General features: G+C 61.6%; 16 protein-coding genes. 7 read left to right on the forward strand and 9 right to left on the reverse strand.

Going from position 1 to position 17,335, the window contains the following annotated elements; genetic code table 11:
* Positions 1-83 precede the first annotated feature (83 nt).
* Positions 84-1,427, reverse strand: a complete 1,344-nt coding sequence (gene pssA / locus KBY08_RS04735) for a CDP-diacylglycerol--serine O-phosphatidyltransferase (RefSeq protein ID WP_024652155.1) — start codon at positions 1,425-1,427, stop codon at positions 84-86.
* A 292-nt stretch (positions 1,428-1,719) separates the two neighbouring features.
* Here pssA and KBY08_RS04740 point away from each other — a divergent pair, with 292 nt between their 5' ends.
* The gene (locus tag KBY08_RS04740; RefSeq protein WP_024659634.1) at positions 1,720-3,906 is read left to right on the forward strand and encodes a TonB-dependent receptor; all 2,187 of its coding nucleotides are present in this window, start codon (positions 1,720-1,722) and stop codon (positions 3,904-3,906) included.
* Positions 3,907-3,944: 38 nt separating this feature from the next.
* Here KBY08_RS04740 and KBY08_RS04745 read toward each other — a convergent pair whose 3' ends face one another.
* Positions 3,945-5,087: a glycerophosphodiester phosphodiesterase gene (locus KBY08_RS04745; protein ID WP_003407635.1), complete on the reverse strand. Its 1,143-nt coding sequence runs from the start codon at positions 5,085-5,087 to the stop codon at positions 3,945-3,947.
* Between the two features lie 271 nt (positions 5,088-5,358).
* Here KBY08_RS04745 and KBY08_RS04750 point away from each other — a divergent pair, with 271 nt between their 5' ends.
* From KBY08_RS04750 to KBY08_RS04760, 3 genes are all read left to right on the forward strand, one after another.
* Positions 5,359-6,291, forward strand: coding sequence for a 2-hydroxyacid dehydrogenase (locus tag KBY08_RS04750; protein WP_060406679.1), 933 nt, complete (start codon positions 5,359-5,361; stop codon positions 6,289-6,291).
* A 109-nt stretch (positions 6,292-6,400) separates the two neighbouring features.
* A complete protein-coding gene (locus tag KBY08_RS04755; RefSeq protein WP_111522259.1) occupies positions 6,401-7,120 on the forward strand; it encodes a CTP synthase in 720 nt (239 codons plus the stop codon).
* Positions 7,117-7,443 carry an antibiotic biosynthesis monooxygenase family protein gene (locus KBY08_RS04760; RefSeq protein ID WP_024641827.1) on the forward strand — a complete coding sequence of 109 codons (327 nt, stop codon included), beginning with the start codon at positions 7,117-7,119 and terminating at the stop codon, positions 7,441-7,443. Before KBY08_RS04755 ends, KBY08_RS04760 begins: the two co-directional genes overlap by 4 nt.
* A 3-nt stretch (positions 7,444-7,446) precedes the next feature.
* Here KBY08_RS04760 and KBY08_RS04765 read toward each other — a convergent pair whose 3' ends face one another.
* The 3 genes from KBY08_RS04765 to KBY08_RS04775 all read right to left on the reverse strand — a co-directional run bounded on the left by KBY08_RS04765 (position 7,447) and on the right by KBY08_RS04775 (position 10,500).
* Positions 7,447-8,865: a short-chain fatty acid transporter gene (locus tag KBY08_RS04765; protein WP_024641828.1), complete on the reverse strand. Its 1,419-nt coding sequence runs from the start codon at positions 8,863-8,865 to the stop codon at positions 7,447-7,449.
* 234 nt (positions 8,866-9,099) lie between these two features.
* The gene (locus KBY08_RS04770; protein ID WP_003315741.1) at positions 9,100-9,756 is read right to left on the reverse strand and encodes a CoA transferase subunit B; all 657 of its coding nucleotides are present in this window, start codon (positions 9,754-9,756) and stop codon (positions 9,100-9,102) included.
* Between the two features lie 42 nt (positions 9,757-9,798).
* Positions 9,799-10,500: a CoA transferase subunit A gene (locus tag KBY08_RS04775; protein WP_003407626.1), complete on the reverse strand. Its 702-nt coding sequence runs from the start codon at positions 10,498-10,500 to the stop codon at positions 9,799-9,801.
* 129 nt (positions 10,501-10,629) lie between these two features.
* Here KBY08_RS04775 and KBY08_RS04780 point away from each other — a divergent pair, with 129 nt between their 5' ends.
* The 3 genes from KBY08_RS04780 (at position 10,630) to KBY08_RS04790 (ending at position 12,624) form a co-directional block, all read left to right on the forward strand.
* Positions 10,630-11,520 (forward strand): LysR family transcriptional regulator, encoded by an 891-nt coding sequence (locus tag KBY08_RS04780; protein WP_003407625.1) that lies wholly within the window; start codon positions 10,630-10,632, stop codon positions 11,518-11,520.
* 89 nt (positions 11,521-11,609) lie between these two features.
* Positions 11,610-11,891, forward strand: coding sequence for a hypothetical protein (locus tag KBY08_RS04785; RefSeq protein ID WP_024652159.1), 282 nt, complete (start codon positions 11,610-11,612; stop codon positions 11,889-11,891).
* 124 nt (positions 11,892-12,015) lie between these two features.
* On the forward strand, positions 12,016-12,624 hold the full coding sequence (locus KBY08_RS04790; RefSeq protein WP_011268298.1) for a LysE family translocator: 609 nt from the start codon (positions 12,016-12,018) through the stop codon (positions 12,622-12,624).
* A gap of 19 nt (positions 12,625-12,643) precedes the next feature.
* Here KBY08_RS04790 and ssuE read toward each other — a convergent pair whose 3' ends face one another.
* The 4 genes from ssuE to KBY08_RS04810 all read right to left on the reverse strand — a co-directional run bounded on the left by ssuE (position 12,644) and on the right by KBY08_RS04810 (position 17,297).
* Complete coding sequence (gene ssuE / locus KBY08_RS04795; protein WP_011268297.1) at positions 12,644-13,225, reverse strand: NADPH-dependent FMN reductase; 582 nt, start codon at positions 13,223-13,225, stop codon at positions 12,644-12,646.
* A 250-nt stretch (positions 13,226-13,475) separates the two neighbouring features.
* Entirely contained in the window at positions 13,476-14,564 is a 1,089-nt protein-coding gene (locus KBY08_RS04800) for a polysaccharide biosynthesis/export family protein (RefSeq protein ID WP_024652160.1), read from the reverse strand.
* An 80-nt stretch (positions 14,565-14,644) separates the two neighbouring features.
* A complete protein-coding gene (locus KBY08_RS04805; RefSeq protein ID WP_024660857.1) occupies positions 14,645-16,054 on the reverse strand; it encodes an undecaprenyl-phosphate glucose phosphotransferase in 1,410 nt (469 codons plus the stop codon).
* Between the two features lie 13 nt (positions 16,055-16,067).
* Positions 16,068-17,297 carry a glycosyltransferase family 4 protein gene (locus KBY08_RS04810; RefSeq protein WP_024660858.1) on the reverse strand — a complete coding sequence of 410 codons (1,230 nt, stop codon included), beginning with the start codon at positions 17,295-17,297 and terminating at the stop codon, positions 16,068-16,070.
* Between the last annotated feature and the right edge of the window lie 38 nt (positions 17,298-17,335).

The raw sequence follows: 17,335 nt of genomic DNA on the forward strand, positions 1-17,335 counted from the left end.
AAGGCCACTGTCCGGGTTTTGCAAGGGGATACGTGGGCCGGCACGCCTGATCATAGCTCGCATGCCGGCCGCACGTTGAGTGCTCAGAGAATCCGGTACAGCAGTCGCTCGACCCGCACGCGGCTGACACGCTTGAGAAACTTGCGCACGCCTTCGGGGTAGTTGGCCAGTGTGTCGAGCTCGTCATACTGGTTGACGCGCTGCGTGTTGCGCATCAAATGCGCGATTTCCGCTTCCCGTGGCTCGCTCCACTGGCCCTTCGGATCGTCGATCAGCAAGGCGTTTTCCAGGTCCAGATTGAAGGCGCGAGGGTTCAGGTTGTTGCCGGTCAGCAGGGTGTAGCGCTGGTCGACCCAGATGCCCTTGAGGTGGAAGGTGTTATCGCCGTGTTTCCACAGGTGCACATTGAGGCGATGCTGGGCGATTGCCTTCTGATGCTTGTGGGCAAAGCGCCGCAGGCTGATCTCATAGAGATAGGGCAGGGCCGAGATCACCTTGAACGGCTCATCCGGATCGATGAAGAAGTCGTTGGCGGTCTTGTCGCCAATGATGATGTCGACCTGCACGCCGCGCTTGAGCGCCCGATTGATTTCGCGAGTGACGGCCACCGGCAGGTTGAAGTATGGCGTGCAGATGGTCAGCTGAATCTTGCTCGACGCGATCAGATCGCAGATGGCGCGGTTGAGATTGTTGCGCGGGCCGACGCCAAGCAGCGGAATCACGCGCATGTCGCCGTTTTCCTTTTCGCCCGCCGAGGTGTCGTAGGCGGCGCGTTTCAGGTCGCCACGAAACGCGCGGATCTCGCTGCGCAAACTGCGTGAGCTGGGCGGCGATTGCAGATCGAGGCGGTGCACGGCCGGCGAGGAGAGTATTTCCCGCTGCACCAGATTCTGGAAAGCGTCGGCCAGTGCTGCGTTTTCGATCAGGTGATAACGGTCCAGACGGTATTTATCGAGCTTGTGCAGGTAGACGTTGTTGATGCTGGCGCCGCTGTAGATCACGCAGTCGTCGACCACACTGCCCTTGAGGTGCAACACCCCGAACAGTTCGCGGGTCTGCACCGGCACGCCGTAAATCGGCACTTCTTGATCGTATTCGAGGTTCTGCGCCTGGTACCAGGTCGAGTTGCCGGGCTGGCGTCCGGCACCGATCAGGCCGCGTTGCGCGCGGAACCAGTCGACCAGCACCACCACATCCAGCTCCGGCCTCGCGGATTTGGCAGCGTACAGCGCGTCGAGAATCTCCTGGCCGGCTTCATCCTGTTGCAGGTACAGCGCGATGATGTAGATGCGCCGGGTGGCCGAAGCGATCTTTTCCAGCAGGCAGCGTCGATAGTCGGCGGCAGAAGGAACAATGGAGATTGCATCGCTCTGCAGGGCAAAACCGCGAAGTGCTGCCAGGGTCGAGCGTCGGAAAGTGGACTGCATAGGCCTCTCGATGGGAAAACCAATAGCCTGTGAGCTTACACGACAGTCGCCCTCCTGTGGCTGTCGCCAACCTGTTTCAAGGCATTGCGGAACGCCACGGGTCGCCATTCGCGCTGATTTTTAACGCCGGGCGCGGGAACGACCCGCGTGGCGTTGCTCGCCTCTCACTTTTCATGCGTAAACAAATGATAAGCATTACCAGTAACATCTGATATCATTTCGCATCCACCCGATCGGTGATGTCCAGGACGGTTGCTTCCGATCTCGTTCAACTTGTCTGCAGGACCTATTGATGAACTCCCCATCGTTCCCGATGCGCCTCACGTTGCTCGCGTTTTGCTGTTCCATTGGATCTCCGGCCTGGGCCGCTGCAGAGGCTGCCGGTCGGCAGGACGGCCCTGTGGTGTTGGGCGAGACCGACATCAGTGCCGACAAGGCCGATCCTCACGCGCTACCGCCGGTTTATGCTGGCGGGCAGGTGGCGCGCGGCGGGCAACTGGGTGTTCTGGGTAATGCCGACATCATGGACGTGCCGTTCACCATGAGCAGTTACACCGAACAGTTGATCGAGGACCAACAGGCCGAAACCGTCGGCGACGTATTGCTCAATGATGCATCGGTGCGTCAGTCGAGTGGCTATGCCAACGCCTCGAGCATCTTCGTCATTCGCGGCCTCAAGCTGACCACCGACGATATTTCCTACAACGGTCTCTACGGCGTACTGCCGCGCCAGATCATATCGACCGATGCGCTGGAACGCGTTGAAGTGTTCAAGGGTCCCAACGCCTTCATCAACGGCGTGACCCCGACCGGCTCCGGGATTGGCGGCGGCGTGAACCTGCAGCCCAAGCGCGCGCAGGATACGCCGACGCGTCGTTTCACCACCGACATCAGCAGCGACGGTCGGGTCGGCGAGCATCTCGACCTGGGGCAGCGCTTTGGCGAAGGCAATCGCTTTGGCGCGCGTCTCAACCTGTCGCAGCGCGAAGGCGAGACCGGCGTCGAGGATGAAGAGCATCGCAGCAAGCTGTTCGCGCTGGGGCTTGATTACCGAGGTGACAACTTCCGTCTGTCCGGCGATTTTGCCTACCAGAAGCAGCGCATCAACCAGAGCCGCAATACGGTGTTTGTCGACAGCGCCCTGACCAGCGTGCCGCATGCTCCGGACTCGGATACCAATTACGCGCCAAACTGGACCTGGACCGAAACCGAAGACACCTTCGGCATGAGCCGCGCCGAGTACGACCTCAACGAAGACTGGACGCTGTATGCCGCAGTGGGCGCGAAGCACACTCGCGAGGTCGGCGTATATGGCTCGCCAACCGTCCACGATGCCGCAGGCAATACCACGGCCGCACCGTCCTTTATCCCGCATGATGAAGACAACAAGACGGCCATGGCCGGCATCAACGGCAAGCTGCAGACCGGCGCGGTCAGTCACAAGCTCAACTTCGGGCTGTCGGGCATCTGGACCGAACAGCGCAGTGCGTATCTGTTCGGCGGCACCTCCAGCAACAACCTTTACGAGCCTGTCTCCCAAGAGCGCCCGGCACTCGACAGTTTCACCGCAGGCGATCTGAACGATCCCGGCATTGTCGGCAAGAGCCGTATGCGCAGTGCGGCGTTCTCCGACACGCTGGGCTTTTTCGATGATCGCCTGTTGCTGACCGCAGGCCTGCGTCGCCAGCAACTGCGTGTTCAGGGGTATGAATACGGCAGCGGCCCGCGCAATGCGCTGTACGACGAAGCGATCACCACGCCGGTCTACGGGGTGGTATTCAAGCCCTGGCACTATGTGTCGTTCTACGCCAACCGCATCGAGGGCCTTGCCCAGGGGCCGACGGCTCCCGACACGGTGACCATCAACCCCGGTGAGGTCTTTGCGCCGGCGCGCTCCAAGCAGGTCGAGGCAGGCGTCAAGCTGGACATGGGCACGTTCGGCGCGAGCCTGGGCGTGTACCGCATCGAGCAACCGGCTGACGGCTACCAGGTTCTGGAAGGCACCGGGTCGCGTTATGTCCGTGATGGTCAGCAGCGCAACCGCGGCGTGGAGATGAACGTCTTTGGCCAGCCAGTCAGCGGCCTGCGTCTACTGGCCGGCCTGACCCTGATGGACACCGAGGTGAGCGGTACGGCCGGCGGCAGCAACGACGGCAATCGGGCCATTGGTGTGCCGACCTTCCAGTTCAACGCGGGTGCCGATTGGGATATTCCCGGCATCGAAGGCGCGGCCATCAATGCGCGCATGCTGCGCACCGGCGGGCAATATGTCGATGCTGCCAACAACCTGAGCATCCCGACCTGGAACCGCTTCGACCTGGGCGCACGCTACACCTTCAACGTCGCGCAGAAGGACGTGACCCTGCGCGCCAACGTCGAGAACCTGATGAACAAGGATTATTGGGCATCAGCCAATGGTGGTTACCTGACTCAGGGCGAGCCGCGTACCCTCAAACTGTCGGGCACTGTCGACTTCTGATTGACTGGCCGCATCGCAGGATGCGGCCAGCCGCTGAATCAGTAACCGTTGCGCTTCAGAATCGTTTCAATGCTTTCTTTCGCTGGCCGCCCGTAGAACTTCAACAGTTCGGCGGTGCGGTTGGTGAAGAAGCCGTCCGCGCCATCATGGCTGATCCGCTTGAAGTCCTCTGCGTCGTCCACCGTGTACGGATGGATCACCATGCCTTTCTCGTGGGTCAGGTTGTTCATCCAGGGTTTGACCAGGTCCATGTAGCTCTGGTCGCCACCCTTGGCCAGTTGCGACGAAGGGCCGGTGCCGATGGCGCCGTGGGCCTTCGCCCAGTCAATCCACTGCTCGAACTCCTGCGGTGATTTGACTTCCTGGGTCGCGTAATAGCTGGCCTTGTCCTTGGCCCCCGAGTCCTTGAACGCGACGCTGGATTTGGGCTCTATCGAGCCTTCGCCAATCCACAGCAGCATGACCTTGGGCACTTTCGGCATTTCTTTCTGCAGCAGTTCCAGGCTTTGCTTCTCGAACGTCTGCAGGACCACGCGTCCTGGCATGTGCGCAACGTTGACATGGCCGGCCGCTGCCGCAGGCCGCTGTTCGAGCCAGCCGCGTTTGGCCAGCAGTTTTTTCAGGTCGGCTTCGACACCTGGAAACTTGTTCGGCACCTTGGTCTCGATGTACAGCCCCGGCTTGTTGGCGCCGCCCTCGGCGATGTCGATGACCTCATCCAGCGTCAGGATCTGCAACCCGTTGTAACTGTCGCGAGCCCTGTCCGGGTAAGCCTTGTTGAACCACGAACCGGCGTCCAGTTGCTTGAGCTCCGCCAGAGTGAACGTGCTGACCGGGTCTTTCACCCGTGTCGGGAACACTTGAGCAATGTTGGTGGTGCGTTCCAGCACGTCATCGTGCAGCGCTATCAGCACGCCGTCCTTGGTTCGCTGGATGTCCATTTCCAGGTAGTCCGCGCCCAGGTCCCGCGCCAGGGTGTAGGCCGGGGTGGTTTCTTCCGGTGCGTCGAACGAAGCACCGCGATGGGCGATCACGGCCGGCCAGGGCAGGCCGTATTTCTCGCTCAGCACCTTGCCTGGGGCGTCCGCCGCCGCTGCCATGCCTGACGACAGCATCAGGCCCGACATCACAGCCGCAGCCAATAGGGTCTTTTTCAACAGGGTGGTGGGAAATCCTTGCATGGGCGGGTGTTTCCTTGTTTTTTTGAGAAAGCCTGTTTTATGAACAGCGTGCGCGCCAGCCCGAGCCGCTGGTTGCGTCACTGCACGCAACGATAGCGCACCTGGGTGATTGCCGGGTCAGCTTGCTCATGAGTCTGTCCGGCAAATGCGTCCACTTTATGAACGCCCGGCGTATTCGGGAAGGCTTTTTTCAGTTCCGGCGTCAGCGACGCTGCACAAGCGCGTCGAGTCGCGTTAAGGTCAGCGTTTTGCTGATCGAACGGGAGCGCGCATGACAACGGTATTGGTGCTGGTGGAAAACCTGGACACGTATTTGCCGATTCTTGAAAGCAGCGGTTTTCAGTTGATTCGCGCCCCGACGGCCGAACTGCGCGCCGCGGCGATTGCCACGCACGGGCAGCGCATCAGCGCGGTAGTGACACGCGGGCCGTTGGGATTTTTCGCCGAGGAAATGGATGCACTGCCGCAGCTGCGCATCATTTGCGTAAGCGGCGCCGGTTACGAGAAGGTCGATCTGCCTGCCGCGCAGGCGCGGGGCATCGTCGTCACCAATGGTGCAGGCGTCAACGCCGCCACGGTGGCCGATCATACGCTGGCGTTGCTGCTGTCTTTGGTGCGCGACATTCCGCAGGCCGATGCCTCGGTGCGCCGCAGCGAATGGCGCAAGGTGGTACGCCCGTCACTGGCAGGCAAGCGTCTGGGGATCGTCGGTCTGGGAGCGGTAGGGCTGGCGATTGCCAGGCGTGCAGCCGCTTTCGATATCGTCATCGGTTACCACAACCGCAAGCCGCGCAGCGACTGCGATTACACCTGGCATGCGACGGCGCAGGCACTGGCGGCCGCGTCGGATTTTCTGGTCATCGCCACGCCCGGTGGCAGCGGCACGCAGCACCTGATCGACGCCCGGGTGCTTGAAGCACTGGGCCCTGAGGGGTTTCTGGTCAACATTGCCCGCGCCAGCGTGGTGGATACCCAGGCGTTGGTCAGTGCACTGCAGCATGAGCAGATTGCCGGTGCTGCGCTGGACGTGTTCGACGATGAACCGACTGTGCCGGATGTGCTCAAGACGCTGGACAATGTGGTGCTGACACCGCACGTGGCAGGTCTGTCTCCCGAGGCTTCGAGAGACAGTGTGCAGAGGGTCAACGATAACCTGCTGGCGTTTTTCGCCGGGCAACCGGTGCTGACGCCTGTGACTGAATGAGCAACCGTGCACAGTTGCACGCGAGGCGTTGCTGTAACGCCCATTCTGCTGGTTTTGCTGCCTGTTTATAGTCCGCCCGGGCTGTACGACATCAAACAGGGAGCAGGGCATGGGCAAAGCAGATAACACACGCAACGGGATACGGATTGGTCTGGTCGGGGACTTCAGTGCGGATGTCCCCGCGCATCAGGCCATTCCGTTGGCCTTGCACAGGGCGGCGGGGGGGCAGGTAGCGGTTGATATCGAATGGCTGCCGACCCCGCAGATCGGCAGCGGTGCGCACCTCGCGGAGTTCGACGGCCTGTGGTGCGTCCCGGCCAGCCCTTATCGGGACATGCAGGGCGCGCTGACCGCCATCCGTTTCGCCCGCGAGCATCGGGTACCGTTTCTGGGGACTTGCGGGGGCTTTCAGCACGCGTTGCTCGAGTACGCCCGCAACCGGCTGGGATGGGCAGACGCCGAGCATGGCGAAACTGCGCCGGACGCGGCAAACGTGATTATCGAGCCACTCAGCTGCTCGCTGGTTGAATCGGTGGCAGCGATCCAGTTGCACCCCGACACGCTGATTGCCCACGCCTATGGCAGGCTCGATATCGAAGAGCGCTATCACTGCCGCTACGGCCTGCGCCGCGAGCTGGAGTCGGCGCTGTTCGGCGAGCACCTGAAGGTCAGTGGGCGCGGTCCCGAGGGCGAAGTGCGCTGTATGGAATTGCAGGGGCACCCGTTCTACGTCGCCACACTGTTCCAGCCCGAGCGCGCTGCGTTGCAGGGCCAGACGCCGCCTGTGGTGGCCGCGTTTGTCCGCGCCTGCATGAGCAACCCGGCATGATGGCCGCCCGGTTTGCCACGCCTTACTTCGCCGTGGTGTTTACCTCGCTGCGTACGCCTGACGATGATCAGGCGTATGCAGAGGCGGCGCAGCGCATGGTCAGCCTGGCCCGACAACAGCCCGGCTTTCTGGGCGTGGAGTCGGCGCGCGGTGACGACGGCCTGGGCATCACCGTGTCCTACTGGAGCGATGAGGCCGCGATTCTCGCCTGGAAACAGCAAGCCGATCATGCCCAGGTCCGCGAGCAGGGACGTGCGCACTGGTATCAGGCGTTTACCACGCGAATCTGCCGGGTCGAGCGTGACTACGCGTTCGACGTCTAGGTATCAGGGCATTACCGGTGGCACATAGGCCAACGTGGTGCCCAGTGCCCAGAGCAGAAACAGCACCAGCGGCGTGTGGACCAGCAGTTGCACGAACGAGAAGCCGATCAGGTCACGCGCCTTCAGGCCCAGCACACCCAGCAGCGGCAGCATGTAGAACGGGTTTATCAGGTTGGGCAAGGCTTCGGCTGCATTGTAGATCTGTACTGCCCAGCCGAGGTGGTACTGCAGGTCGTTGGCGACCTGCATCACGTAGGGCGCTTCAATAATCCACTTGCCGCCGCCTGACGGAATGAAAAAGCCCAATATGGCCGAATAGACCCCCATCAGAATCGCGTAAGTATCGTGGGAGGCAATGCTGGTGAAGAACGTCGAGATGTAATGCGCCAGGGTCTGCGCGTCGCCGCCCTTGACGGTGGTCAATAGCGCGGCGATCGAGCCGTATAGCGGGAATTGAATCAGCACACCGGTGGTGGTGGGCACCGCCCGTGCGACGGCATCGAGAAAACTGCGCGGCCGCCAGTGCAGCAGGGCACCGAGCATGATGAACAGGAAGTTGTAGGTATTGAGCCCGGAAATCGCCGTGATCGCCGGTTTGCTCGAAAACTCGTTGAACAGCCAGCCAACCCCCAGCAGCACCATGAGGATGATCAGCAGCGGGCTGTATTCCAGCCATTCCCCGGGCCGTGTGCGGGGCGGCAGCGGCGGCAGGTTGAAGGCCGGGTCGACACCGCAGGCCTTGGCGTCGCGGGCGCTGTTCGGGCCAGGCGCGGTGGCGTAGGCAACGATCAGTGAGATGACCACCAGCGCGGCGAGCATGACCCCGGATTGCCAGAGAAAGATGGTTTCGGTGAACGGGATCACGCCTGTGATCGCCAGGATCGACGGTGGCAGACTGGCCGGGTTGGCCTGCAATTGCGCGGCCGAAGACGACAGCCCCAGCGCCCAGACCGCGCCCAGGCCCAGATAGGCCGCGGCGCCAGCTGCACGGTAATCCATGCGCAGGTCAGTGCGGCGGGCGAGGGCGCGCACCAGCAGGCCGCCGAACACCAGCGACAGGCCCCAGTTGAGCAGCGAAGCGAGCATGGAAATCAGCGCCACCCAGGCCACCGCCGAACGGCCGTTGCGCGGTACCCGGGCCAGGCGGTCGATCAGGCGTACCGCAGGCGGTGAGCTGGCGACCACGTAACCGCCGATGACCACGAAGGCCATTTGCATGGTGAACGGAATCAGGCTCCAGAACCCGTCACCGAACGCCTTGGCGGCCTCGACCGGACGTGCGCCGATGGCCAGCGTCGCCAGCGTGACGATGACCACCGCCAGTGCGGCAAATACCCATGAATCGGGAAACCAGCGTTCAGCCCACGCAGCACAGCGCAAGGCAAATCGGGCGGAGCGGCTTTCTTCTATGTTGGCGGCCATCAGGGGCACCTCTTTTTGTAATTATTATCGGGGAGTGACTTCAACAGCCGACTATTGCGGACGCAGAGCGCCCAGAACGGCGTTACCACGCTGGAGCGTGGGAACGATGGTGGCTGGCCATGAGTATCGTTCCCATGCTCCGCGTGGGAATGCAGTTCGTGACGCTCCGCGTCACACCGTTACGCAGGCCACACGGGCGTGTGGCAGCGAGAGACGCATCAAGGATGTCCGCACTCAGAAACTCATCTCGATCACGTCATCCGGCACGATCAGCTTGCCTGCGGTTTTGGCCACGATTTCTTCCACGCTGACCCCCGGCGCGCGTTCGCGGAGGATGAACGCGCCGTTTTCGATTTCCAGGTAGGCCAGATCAGTCAGCACCTTTCGGATGCAGCCTGCGCCGGTCAGTGGCAAGCTGCAACGGGTGAGCAGCTTGGATTCGCCGTCCTTCGACGCATGGGTCATGGTGACGATGATGTTGTCGGCACCCGCCACCAGGTCCATCGCGCCACCCATGCCCTTGATCAGCTTGCCGGGGATCATCCACGAAGCGATGTTGCCCTCGATATCCACCTCGAAGGCGCCGAGCACTGTCAGGTCGACATGGCCGCCGCGGATCATGGCAAAGGATTCGGCCGACGAGAAAATGGAGGCGCCAATGCGCGCGGTGACCGTCTGCTTGCCGGCATTGATCATGTCCGCGTCGATGGTGTCTTCGGTCGGGAAGGCGCCCATGCCCAGCAGGCCGTTTTCCGACTGGAGCATGACGTCGATGTCATCGGGTACATAGTTGGCCACCAGGGTCGGAATGCCGATGCCAAGGTTCACGTAATAACCGTCCTTGAGTTCACGGGCGACGCGTTGAGCCATTTGTTCGCGGGAAAGTGCCATCGTCTGAAGCCTCTTTATGGTTGTAGGGCCAAGGCTGCGCTGTCAGGATTTTCTGACGGTGCGCTGTTCGATGCGCTTTTCGAAAGTGCCCTGAATGACCCGGTCGACGTAGATGCCAGGGGTGTGGATCTGGGTCGGCAGCAGCACGCCGGGCTCGACGATTTCTTCGACCTCGACCACAGTGATCCGTCCGGCGGTGGCCACCACCGGGTTGAAGTTCTGTGCGGTATGACGATAGATGACATTGCCGAAGTGGTCGGCTTTCCAGCCCTTGATCAAGGCGAAGTCACCGGTGATGGCCTCTTCCAGAATCACGTTGCGGCCGTTGAACTGGCGGGTTTCCTTGCCTTCGGCGACCGGCGTTCCGTAACCGGTGGCGGTATAGAACGCCGGAATGCCCGCGCCGCCGGCGCGCAGTTTCTCCGCCAGAGTGCCTTGTGGCGTGAGTTCGACTTCCAGCTCGCCGCTGAGCAACTGCTTTTCGAACAAGGCATTCTCGCCGACGTAGGACGAAATCATTTTCCGGATCTGCCGGTCTTCAAGCAGGATACCGAGTCCGAAGCCGTCAACGCCGCAGTTGTTGGAGACCACGGTCAGGCCCTTGATGCCCATGCGCCTGATCTGCGCGATGAGGTTTTCCGGGATGCCGCACAGGCCGAAGCCGCCGCAGAGTACCGTCATGTCGTCGGTCAGCCCGGCGAGGGCTTCTTCGTAGGTCGCTACTCGTTTATCGAGTCCAGCCATGATGATCCGCCTTTTATAGTTGTTGACCGACAGTCGCGCTGCCGGAGGATCGGGTGACCTGCATCTTCTCTCGGTGCGACTGATTTGTTAATTTTGTTTTTCTGATCAATTCATAAGAAAAGCAAATATATGAACGTCAAGCAGCTTCGTGCTTTTCTGGCCGTCGCGCAGTACCTGAGCTTCGCTCAGGCCGGCGAGCGACTCAACGTGTCGCAACCGGCCTTGAGCCTGACGATCAAGAGCCTTGAGGAGGACCTCGGCGGACAGTTGTTGACGCGCACCACGCGCAACGTCGGTCTGACGCCCGAGGGCGAAACCCTGTTGCCGCTGGCGCGCCAGTTGCTGGCCGACTGGGACAATACCGAAGAACTGCTGCGCCAGCGTTTTACGTTGCAAATGGGCAGGGTGTCGGTGGCCGCCATGCCGTCGTTTGCCGGCAATCTGCTGCCCGCGGCCTTGAAGGTGTTTCGCGGGCGCTACCCGCGCGTCAATGTGGCGGTGCATGACGTGATCAATGAGCAAGTGCTGGAAATGGTTCGCCATCGCCGTGTCGAACTGGGTATCGGCTTTGAGCCCGAGTCGAACAGTGCCCTGTCGTTCACCCCGTTCTATATGGACCGCTTCGTCGCCGTGGTGCCCCGGGAGTCGCCGCTGGCCGAGCGGCGTGAGGTTACCTGGGCAGAACTGCTGCGTGAAGATTTCATCGCCCTGCAACGCCCGTCGGCAGTGCGTTTGCTGCTGGAACAGGCCATCGAGCCGCGCCACGGCAAGCTGGCGGTCGCGTTCGAGAGCCATCAGTTGTCGACCATCGGGCGCATGGTTGCCAATGGCCTGGGCGTCAGCGCGGTGCCGTCACTGTGCATCGGGCAGATGCAGGAACTGGGGGCCTGCTGCGTGGCGCTGGTGGAGCCGCTTATCGAGCGGCGTATCGGCCTGATGATGCTCGCCGATCACAAGCTTTCAACTGCGGCTCAGGCGTTGCGCGAGGTGTTGATCGAGAATGCTCGCAACAGTCGATAGCGACTATCACGGCGGATGATTTTTGCTGTGTCAGGGGCAGGCGTAACCTTGCTTCATTCCTGAAATGAAGCCCCCACCGGAGGCCCCCGATGAACCGTATGCTTGCCCTTGCGCTTGTCCTGACATTCACTGTTGCGCTGGTTTCCGGCTGCTCCACTCACCATGCTGTCGAGCAGCGGCCGTTCAGCGCTGAAGAAAGCCATCAGTTGGCCCTTGAAGACCTCAACCGTCGCGGCCTGTCATTTGATGAGTACCAGGCGCGCAAGGCGCAATTGATGGCAGATCCGCAGATCCAGCAGGCGCGGGACTTCGATGAAAAAGGCGAAACGAGCGTCGATCTGGGTGTCACCGGTCAGCAGCCACAAGGTTAACAGTCTGATTGAAAAGTGCTTTGCGTAAAAACTGTACTGCAGTAATTGGCTGTCAACTGTCCGTGTGTTTCCTGCACCGCCTTCGATAGGGTGAGTACCTGACTCACTGATCCGGACAGGCAGCATGGTTCTCTCTTTCGATTTGCTTCTGGCATTCACACTCTTCGCGTTCGTCACCTCCATTACTCCCGGCCCCAACAACATGATGCTGCTGGCCTCGGGCGTGAATTTCGGTTTCAGTCGCACCCTGCCGCACATGCTGGGTATCAGTGTCGGTTTTTTCGTTCTGGTGCTGGCCGTCGGCTTCGGTCTGGGCAGTGTGTTCAAGGCCTGGCCGGTTCTCTATACGATCCTGCGCTACGTGGGCGCTGCCTATCTGCTGTACCTGGCCTGGAAAATCGCCACCTCGGGGCCGGCCTCCGATAGCCTCGACAGCGAGGGCAAGCCGCTGAGTTTCATGAGCGCCGCGCTCTTTCAATGGGTCAATCCCAAGGCCTGGATCATGGCGATCGGCGCGATCAGCACGTACACCCCCATGCAGGGCTACTTCTACAACGTGGTGGTGATTTCGGCAGTGTTTGCGCTGATCAACCTGCCCAGCGTGGGCGTCTGGGCAGGCTTTGGCAGTTTGCTGCGCAATGTGCTGCGCGATCCGCTCGGGTTACGTATTTTCAACGGCGTCATGGCAGCGCTGTTGGTGGCCTCGCTGTATCCGTTGTTTATCGAACATTGATTCCGGGGATATTCCGGGGCTACAACGCCAGCTGCAAATGTCCGCCAGCCTGCTTGTGACGCGCCTGCAAGCGGCGTTGCAGGCCGTGATGGAAATGCTCCAGCCCTTCATGCAGGCGCTCGGTGAGAATTTCGTCCAGCGTACCGCCTAGTTCGTTGTCGTCGTAGCTGACCTGGGTATCGATAGCGAAGATGCCGTGCAGCACTTCCTGCGACTTGAGCGCCGACAGCACCGGTTTGAGCGCGTAATCCACGGCCAGCATGTGCGCGATACTGCCGCCGGTGGCCAGCGGCAAGACCACTTTGCCATGCAGCGCGCGCTCTGGCAGCAAGTCGAGCAAGGTTTTCAGCGCGCCGGAAAATGACGCCTTGTACACCGGCGTACCAATCAGCAGGCCATCGGCCTGGCTGACCGCTTCGATCAATTCTAGCACCTGCGGGCTGTCGAAACGGGCAAAAAGCAGGTCCTCTGCATTGAAGTCGCGTATGCGCAATGTGGTGACTTCAACGCCGTGACTCTGCAGCCAGCGGCCGGCGTGGGCCAGCACAACGCCGGAACGGGATTTGGGGGAGGGACTGCCTGAAAGTGAAACGACGCGCATATGGGATGTCCTTGCGATAAGCGTAAATGTGCAAAGCAGCTTATGTGCCAGCCTTCTTGTGTGTCTGGCTATGGCCCGCAGCCGTTGGGCCTGCGTCTGTTGCATGCCGCAGGAGAGGGTTCGCCGCGCTGATGCAAAAGCCGTCAACTGTTGAACCGCTGTTGCTCCGACAACAGTCTGGCGCGGTGCGACGGGCAAAAAAAATCCCTGCACAACGGCGTGCAGGGAGATCGGCGAATGGCCGCCCGGGTCAGTTGCGAAAGGCCGCACCGGTCTGTATCACGCTGGCCGAGCCGAGCAACTGGCTGATGAAGCGGCTCCAGCGGGTGATATCGGCGGGGCCGACGAATACCACGTCCTGCGCCTTGAGTTCGAACTGTCCCGCCAGCAGGTAGGCGGTGGGCTTTTTGGCATTGAGGTGGTAGACGGTGGAGGGCGCCTGGGCAAAGTTTTCCGCACCGCGTATGACGTACACCGCATCGCCGTCTGCGCTGTCCGGGCTGAGGCCGCCGGAGTTTCCCAACGCTTCGAGCAGGGTCAGGCGCGTGGTGCCGAACGAGATCACCTGAGGGTTACGGACCTCGCCCAGCACGTAGATCTTGTTTCGCGAGTTGCTGTTGAGGTGCAGGTAATCGCCGTCCTTCAGGAAGATCCGGCTCAGTTGCGAATCGCGGCGATTCAGCGAGTCGATGTCGATCAGGTAGTCCTTGCCCTCGCGGCGCAGGGTCAGCCCGGCCAGGTTGGCATCGGTCAGGTCAACACCGGCGACACTCACCGCCTGCACCAGGCTCAACGGAATATTGGTAATCGGTTGCGGGCCGGGAACCTTGAAAGAGCCGGACAGCAGTATTCGCTGGCTGTTGTAGCGCAGCACTTTGACGTCGACCTTGACCTCGGTGTATTGCGGCGCCAGGCCCATGCGTAACTGCTCACGAACCTCGCTGACCGTTCTGCCACTCGCGCGGATTCTGCCTACATAGGGGAAGTAGAGCGTGCCGTCATTGAGCACTTCCCGGGTGTTGGCATCCAGCTGGTCCTGTGAGCCCGGCGCGGTCAGTTCGGGGTGTTCGAACACGGTGACCAGCAAGGTATCGCCAGCACCGATCACGTATTCCGGAGTCCTGTAGTCGAGCAGCACCTGCGGCAGGGCTTTGGCCTCGGCGGTGGCGCGCAATTGCTGTTGCTGCAGGGTTTTCGGGGTGACCTCGATCAACTGTGCCCGGGGTTCGTCCGGCGTGTCGAGGGTGACGTCATCCGGCGTCATATGTTGCCCCGGCGCGAATGCACAGCCTTGCAGCGCCAGGCTGACCAGCAGTAACGCAGTAAAGCTTCGATTCATGACGTTTTTCCTTTCATGGCATTGCTCCTTTCGTGTTGCGTACCGAGGGTGTTCGGTGGGTGCTCAGGTCAGCGCAGGCATCAGAAGGCGTTCTTGTTGACGAACCCCTTGAGCAGCGTCAGCAGAATGATTTTCAGGTCCAGCCAGATCGACCAGTGCTCGATGTATTCCAGGTCGAATTCGACACGCATGCGCATCTTGTCCAGCGTGTCGGTCTCGCCGCGCCAGCCGTTGATCTGCGCCCAGCCGGTGATGCCCGGCTTGACCTTGTGGCGCAACATGTAGCCGCTGACCTGCCTGCGGTACTGTTCGTTGTGGGCAATGGCATGGGGGCGTGGGCCGACGATGGACATGTCGCCGAGCAGCACGTTGAAGAACTGCGGCAGCTCATCCAGCGAAGTCCGGCGTAAAAAGCGGCCCAGCGGTGTTACCCGTGTATCGTTGCGCGTCGCCTGCAGCACCACATCGGTGTTTGCCTGGACGCTCATGCTGCGGAATTTCCAGACCATGATCGAGCGACCGTCCAGCCCGTAGCGGCGCTGGCGGAACAGCACCGGCCCGGCGGAGGTGAGCTTGATGGCTGCCGCGATGATCAGCAGCGGCACAGCGATCAGCAACAGAATCAGGCTCGACAGCACGATGTCTTCGGCGCGTTTGGCCAGGCTCCAGGCGCCGTCCATGGGCGAGTCGAAAATGCTGATGCTGGCCAGGCCGTTGATGCTTTCGCTGCGCGCATGCAGCAGGTCGAACATGAACACATCCGGAATCAGGTACACCGAGGCGGTGGTGTCGCTCAGGCCGGTAATCAACTCGCGCAGTTGCGGTTCGGCGCTGAAGGCGAGGGTGATGTACACCTTGTCGATGCGGCCTGCGCGGGCATCGTCGATCAACTGCTGCAGGTCACCCAGTACTCGCGGGCGGCGCTTGTGTGCCTGCAGATTCATCTGCTGCGGGTGCGAGTCGTAGAAGCCGAGCAGGATCAGGCCCATCCAGGGCGCCAGGGCGATGGACCGGGCCAGCCGCTCGCCGACCTGCCCGGTGCCGACGATGGCCACCCGACGCGTGTTGAAGCCACGCCGACGCAGGGTGTGCAGGGCCAGACGGATCAGCAGCCGGTAGCCGCATAGCACGGCAAGTGCCAGCGCGAACCAGCTCATCTGGCCGTTATCGGGCAATTGCGTCTGGTTGAGCAGCAGGCTGTTCAGCGACAGCAGAGTGATGAAGGTCATCGCCCAGTAACTGAAGACCTTGGTCAGCTCGCGCAGGATGCGCTCGCCGCGCCATGAGCCATACAACTGGTGATACTCGCTGACCCAGTGAAACACCAGAACCGCGAGGAAAATGTGCGACCAGGCTTCTGTGCTGTCGGTGACTGTCAGCCCGGTTTGCCAGTAACCGATCAGCACAATGACGGTCAGGTCCAGCAAGCGATGGGCGAGCGAAAGCGCTGACTGGTGGGCACGCAGAATGCCGCGGACTGAAGTACGCATGGGAAGGGCTCGCTCAGACGATTTTCAGGGGGACGACACGGTTCGGCAGCTCGCTGCCGAGGCCGGGTGATGCCTGGGCGACCCGTTGCGACTGAGGCGGGCGCGCCAGATGAACCCCGTGTGAGAGGGCCAGACGGTCCTCGACGAAGGCTTTGATCTCCTGCTCGAAGCGCGCGACCGAAAACCGCTCGGCATTGGCCCGGCAGGCCTCGGGAGAGATGCGTGATTGCGCTGCTTCGAATTCGCCGATGGCGGCGATCAGTGATGCGACCGTTTGCTGTCGGTAGAACACGCCGGTCGGCTGCGGGTGATCCAGGCCGCGCACGGTCTCCATGACGCCGCCCTTGGCGAAGGCGATGACCGGCGTACCGCAAGCCTGGGCCTCGACCGGGCTGATGCCGAAATCCTCCTCGGCGGCGAAGACAAACGCCCTGGCGCTGCGCATGTGCTCGAGCAGCACGCTGCCTGGCTGAAAACCCAGCAGCGTCACGTTGCTCACTTGGCTGGCAATGGCCTGCGCCTTGGGCAGGTCCGGTCCGTCGCCGATCATGATCAGGCGTTTGTCAGGCATGGCGGCAAAGGCTTCGACGATCATCGGCATGCGTTTGTAAGGCACCATTCGCGAGGCACAGAGATAGAAGTCCCCGCGCGCGCCCTGGGCGGTGAAGCAGAGCGTGTCCACCGGCGGGTAGATGACGGTGGAGTCGCGACGATAGGCCTTGGTGATGCGCGCGCCGATAAACCCTGAGTTGGCAATGAAGGCGTCCACGCCGGTCGATGTGCGCTGATCCCACAGGCGCATGTAATGCAGGATCAGGCGTGCCAGACCGCCCTTGGCTCCCTTGTTCAGCCCTGATTCCTGGAGGTACTGGTGCTGCAAGTCCCAGGCATAGCGGATCGGCGAGTGCACATAGCTGATGTGCAGTTGGTCCGGGCCGCACAGCACGCCCTTGGCCACCGCATGGCTGCTGCTGATGATCAGGTCATAGCCGGACAGATCCAGTTGCTCGATGGCCAGCGGCATCAGCGGCAGGTAGCGCGAATAGTGTTTGCGCGCGCCGGGCAGCTTCTGGATGAACGTCGTTCTGGCGACCTTGCCATGCAGGTGCGCGCGGTCCTGATCGCTGAGGAAGTCGATGACCGCAAACAGGTCCGCAGCGGGCCAGACGTTGATCAGTGACGCGAGCACGCGCTCGGCGCCGGCGTAACTCACCAGCCAGTCGTGGACGATAGCGATTCTCATGGGCGTTCCTTGCTGTAATGGCCCGCGCTACTGCGGAC

The organism is Pseudomonas sp. P135, assembly GCF_020312125.1.
Lineage (GTDB): Bacteria > Pseudomonadota > Gammaproteobacteria > Pseudomonadales > Pseudomonadaceae > Aquipseudomonas > Aquipseudomonas fragariae.

Bases quoted from the DNA above. Each gene is read 5' to 3' on its own strand.
- pssA (WP_024652155.1), bottom strand. From the start codon at position 1,427: ATGCAGTCCACTTTCCGACGCTCGACCCTGGCAGCACTTCGCGGTTTT.
- KBY08_RS04740 (WP_024659634.1), top strand. From the start codon at position 1,720: ATGAACTCCCCATCGTTCCCGATGCGCCTCACGTTGCTCGCGTTTTGC.
- KBY08_RS04745 (WP_003407635.1), bottom strand. From the start codon at position 5,087: ATGCAAGGATTTCCCACCACCCTGTTGAAAAAGACCCTATTGGCTGCG.
- KBY08_RS04750 (WP_060406679.1), top strand. From the start codon at position 5,359: ATGACAACGGTATTGGTGCTGGTGGAAAACCTGGACACGTATTTGCCG.
- KBY08_RS04755 (WP_111522259.1), top strand. From the start codon at position 6,401: ATGGGCAAAGCAGATAACACACGCAACGGGATACGGATTGGTCTGGTC.
- KBY08_RS04760 (WP_024641827.1), top strand. From the start codon at position 7,117: ATGATGGCCGCCCGGTTTGCCACGCCTTACTTCGCCGTGGTGTTTACC.
- KBY08_RS04765 (WP_024641828.1), bottom strand. From the start codon at position 8,865: ATGGCCGCCAACATAGAAGAAAGCCGCTCCGCCCGATTTGCCTTGCGC.
- KBY08_RS04770 (WP_003315741.1), bottom strand. From the start codon at position 9,756: ATGGCACTTTCCCGCGAACAAATGGCTCAACGCGTCGCCCGTGAACTC.
- KBY08_RS04775 (WP_003407626.1), bottom strand. From the start codon at position 10,500: ATGGCTGGACTCGATAAACGAGTAGCGACCTACGAAGAAGCCCTCGCC.
- KBY08_RS04780 (WP_003407625.1), top strand. From the start codon at position 10,630: ATGAACGTCAAGCAGCTTCGTGCTTTTCTGGCCGTCGCGCAGTACCTG.
- KBY08_RS04785 (WP_024652159.1), top strand. From the start codon at position 11,610: ATGAACCGTATGCTTGCCCTTGCGCTTGTCCTGACATTCACTGTTGCG.
- KBY08_RS04790 (WP_011268298.1), top strand. From the start codon at position 12,016: ATGGTTCTCTCTTTCGATTTGCTTCTGGCATTCACACTCTTCGCGTTC.
- ssuE (WP_011268297.1), bottom strand. From the start codon at position 13,225: ATGCGCGTCGTTTCACTTTCAGGCAGTCCCTCCCCCAAATCCCGTTCC.
- KBY08_RS04800 (WP_024652160.1), bottom strand. From the start codon at position 14,564: ATGAATCGAAGCTTTACTGCGTTACTGCTGGTCAGCCTGGCGCTGCAA.
- KBY08_RS04805 (WP_024660857.1), bottom strand. From the start codon at position 16,054: ATGCGTACTTCAGTCCGCGGCATTCTGCGTGCCCACCAGTCAGCGCTT.
- KBY08_RS04810 (WP_024660858.1), bottom strand. From the start codon at position 17,297: ATGAGAATCGCTATCGTCCACGACTGGCTGGTGAGTTACGCCGGCGCC.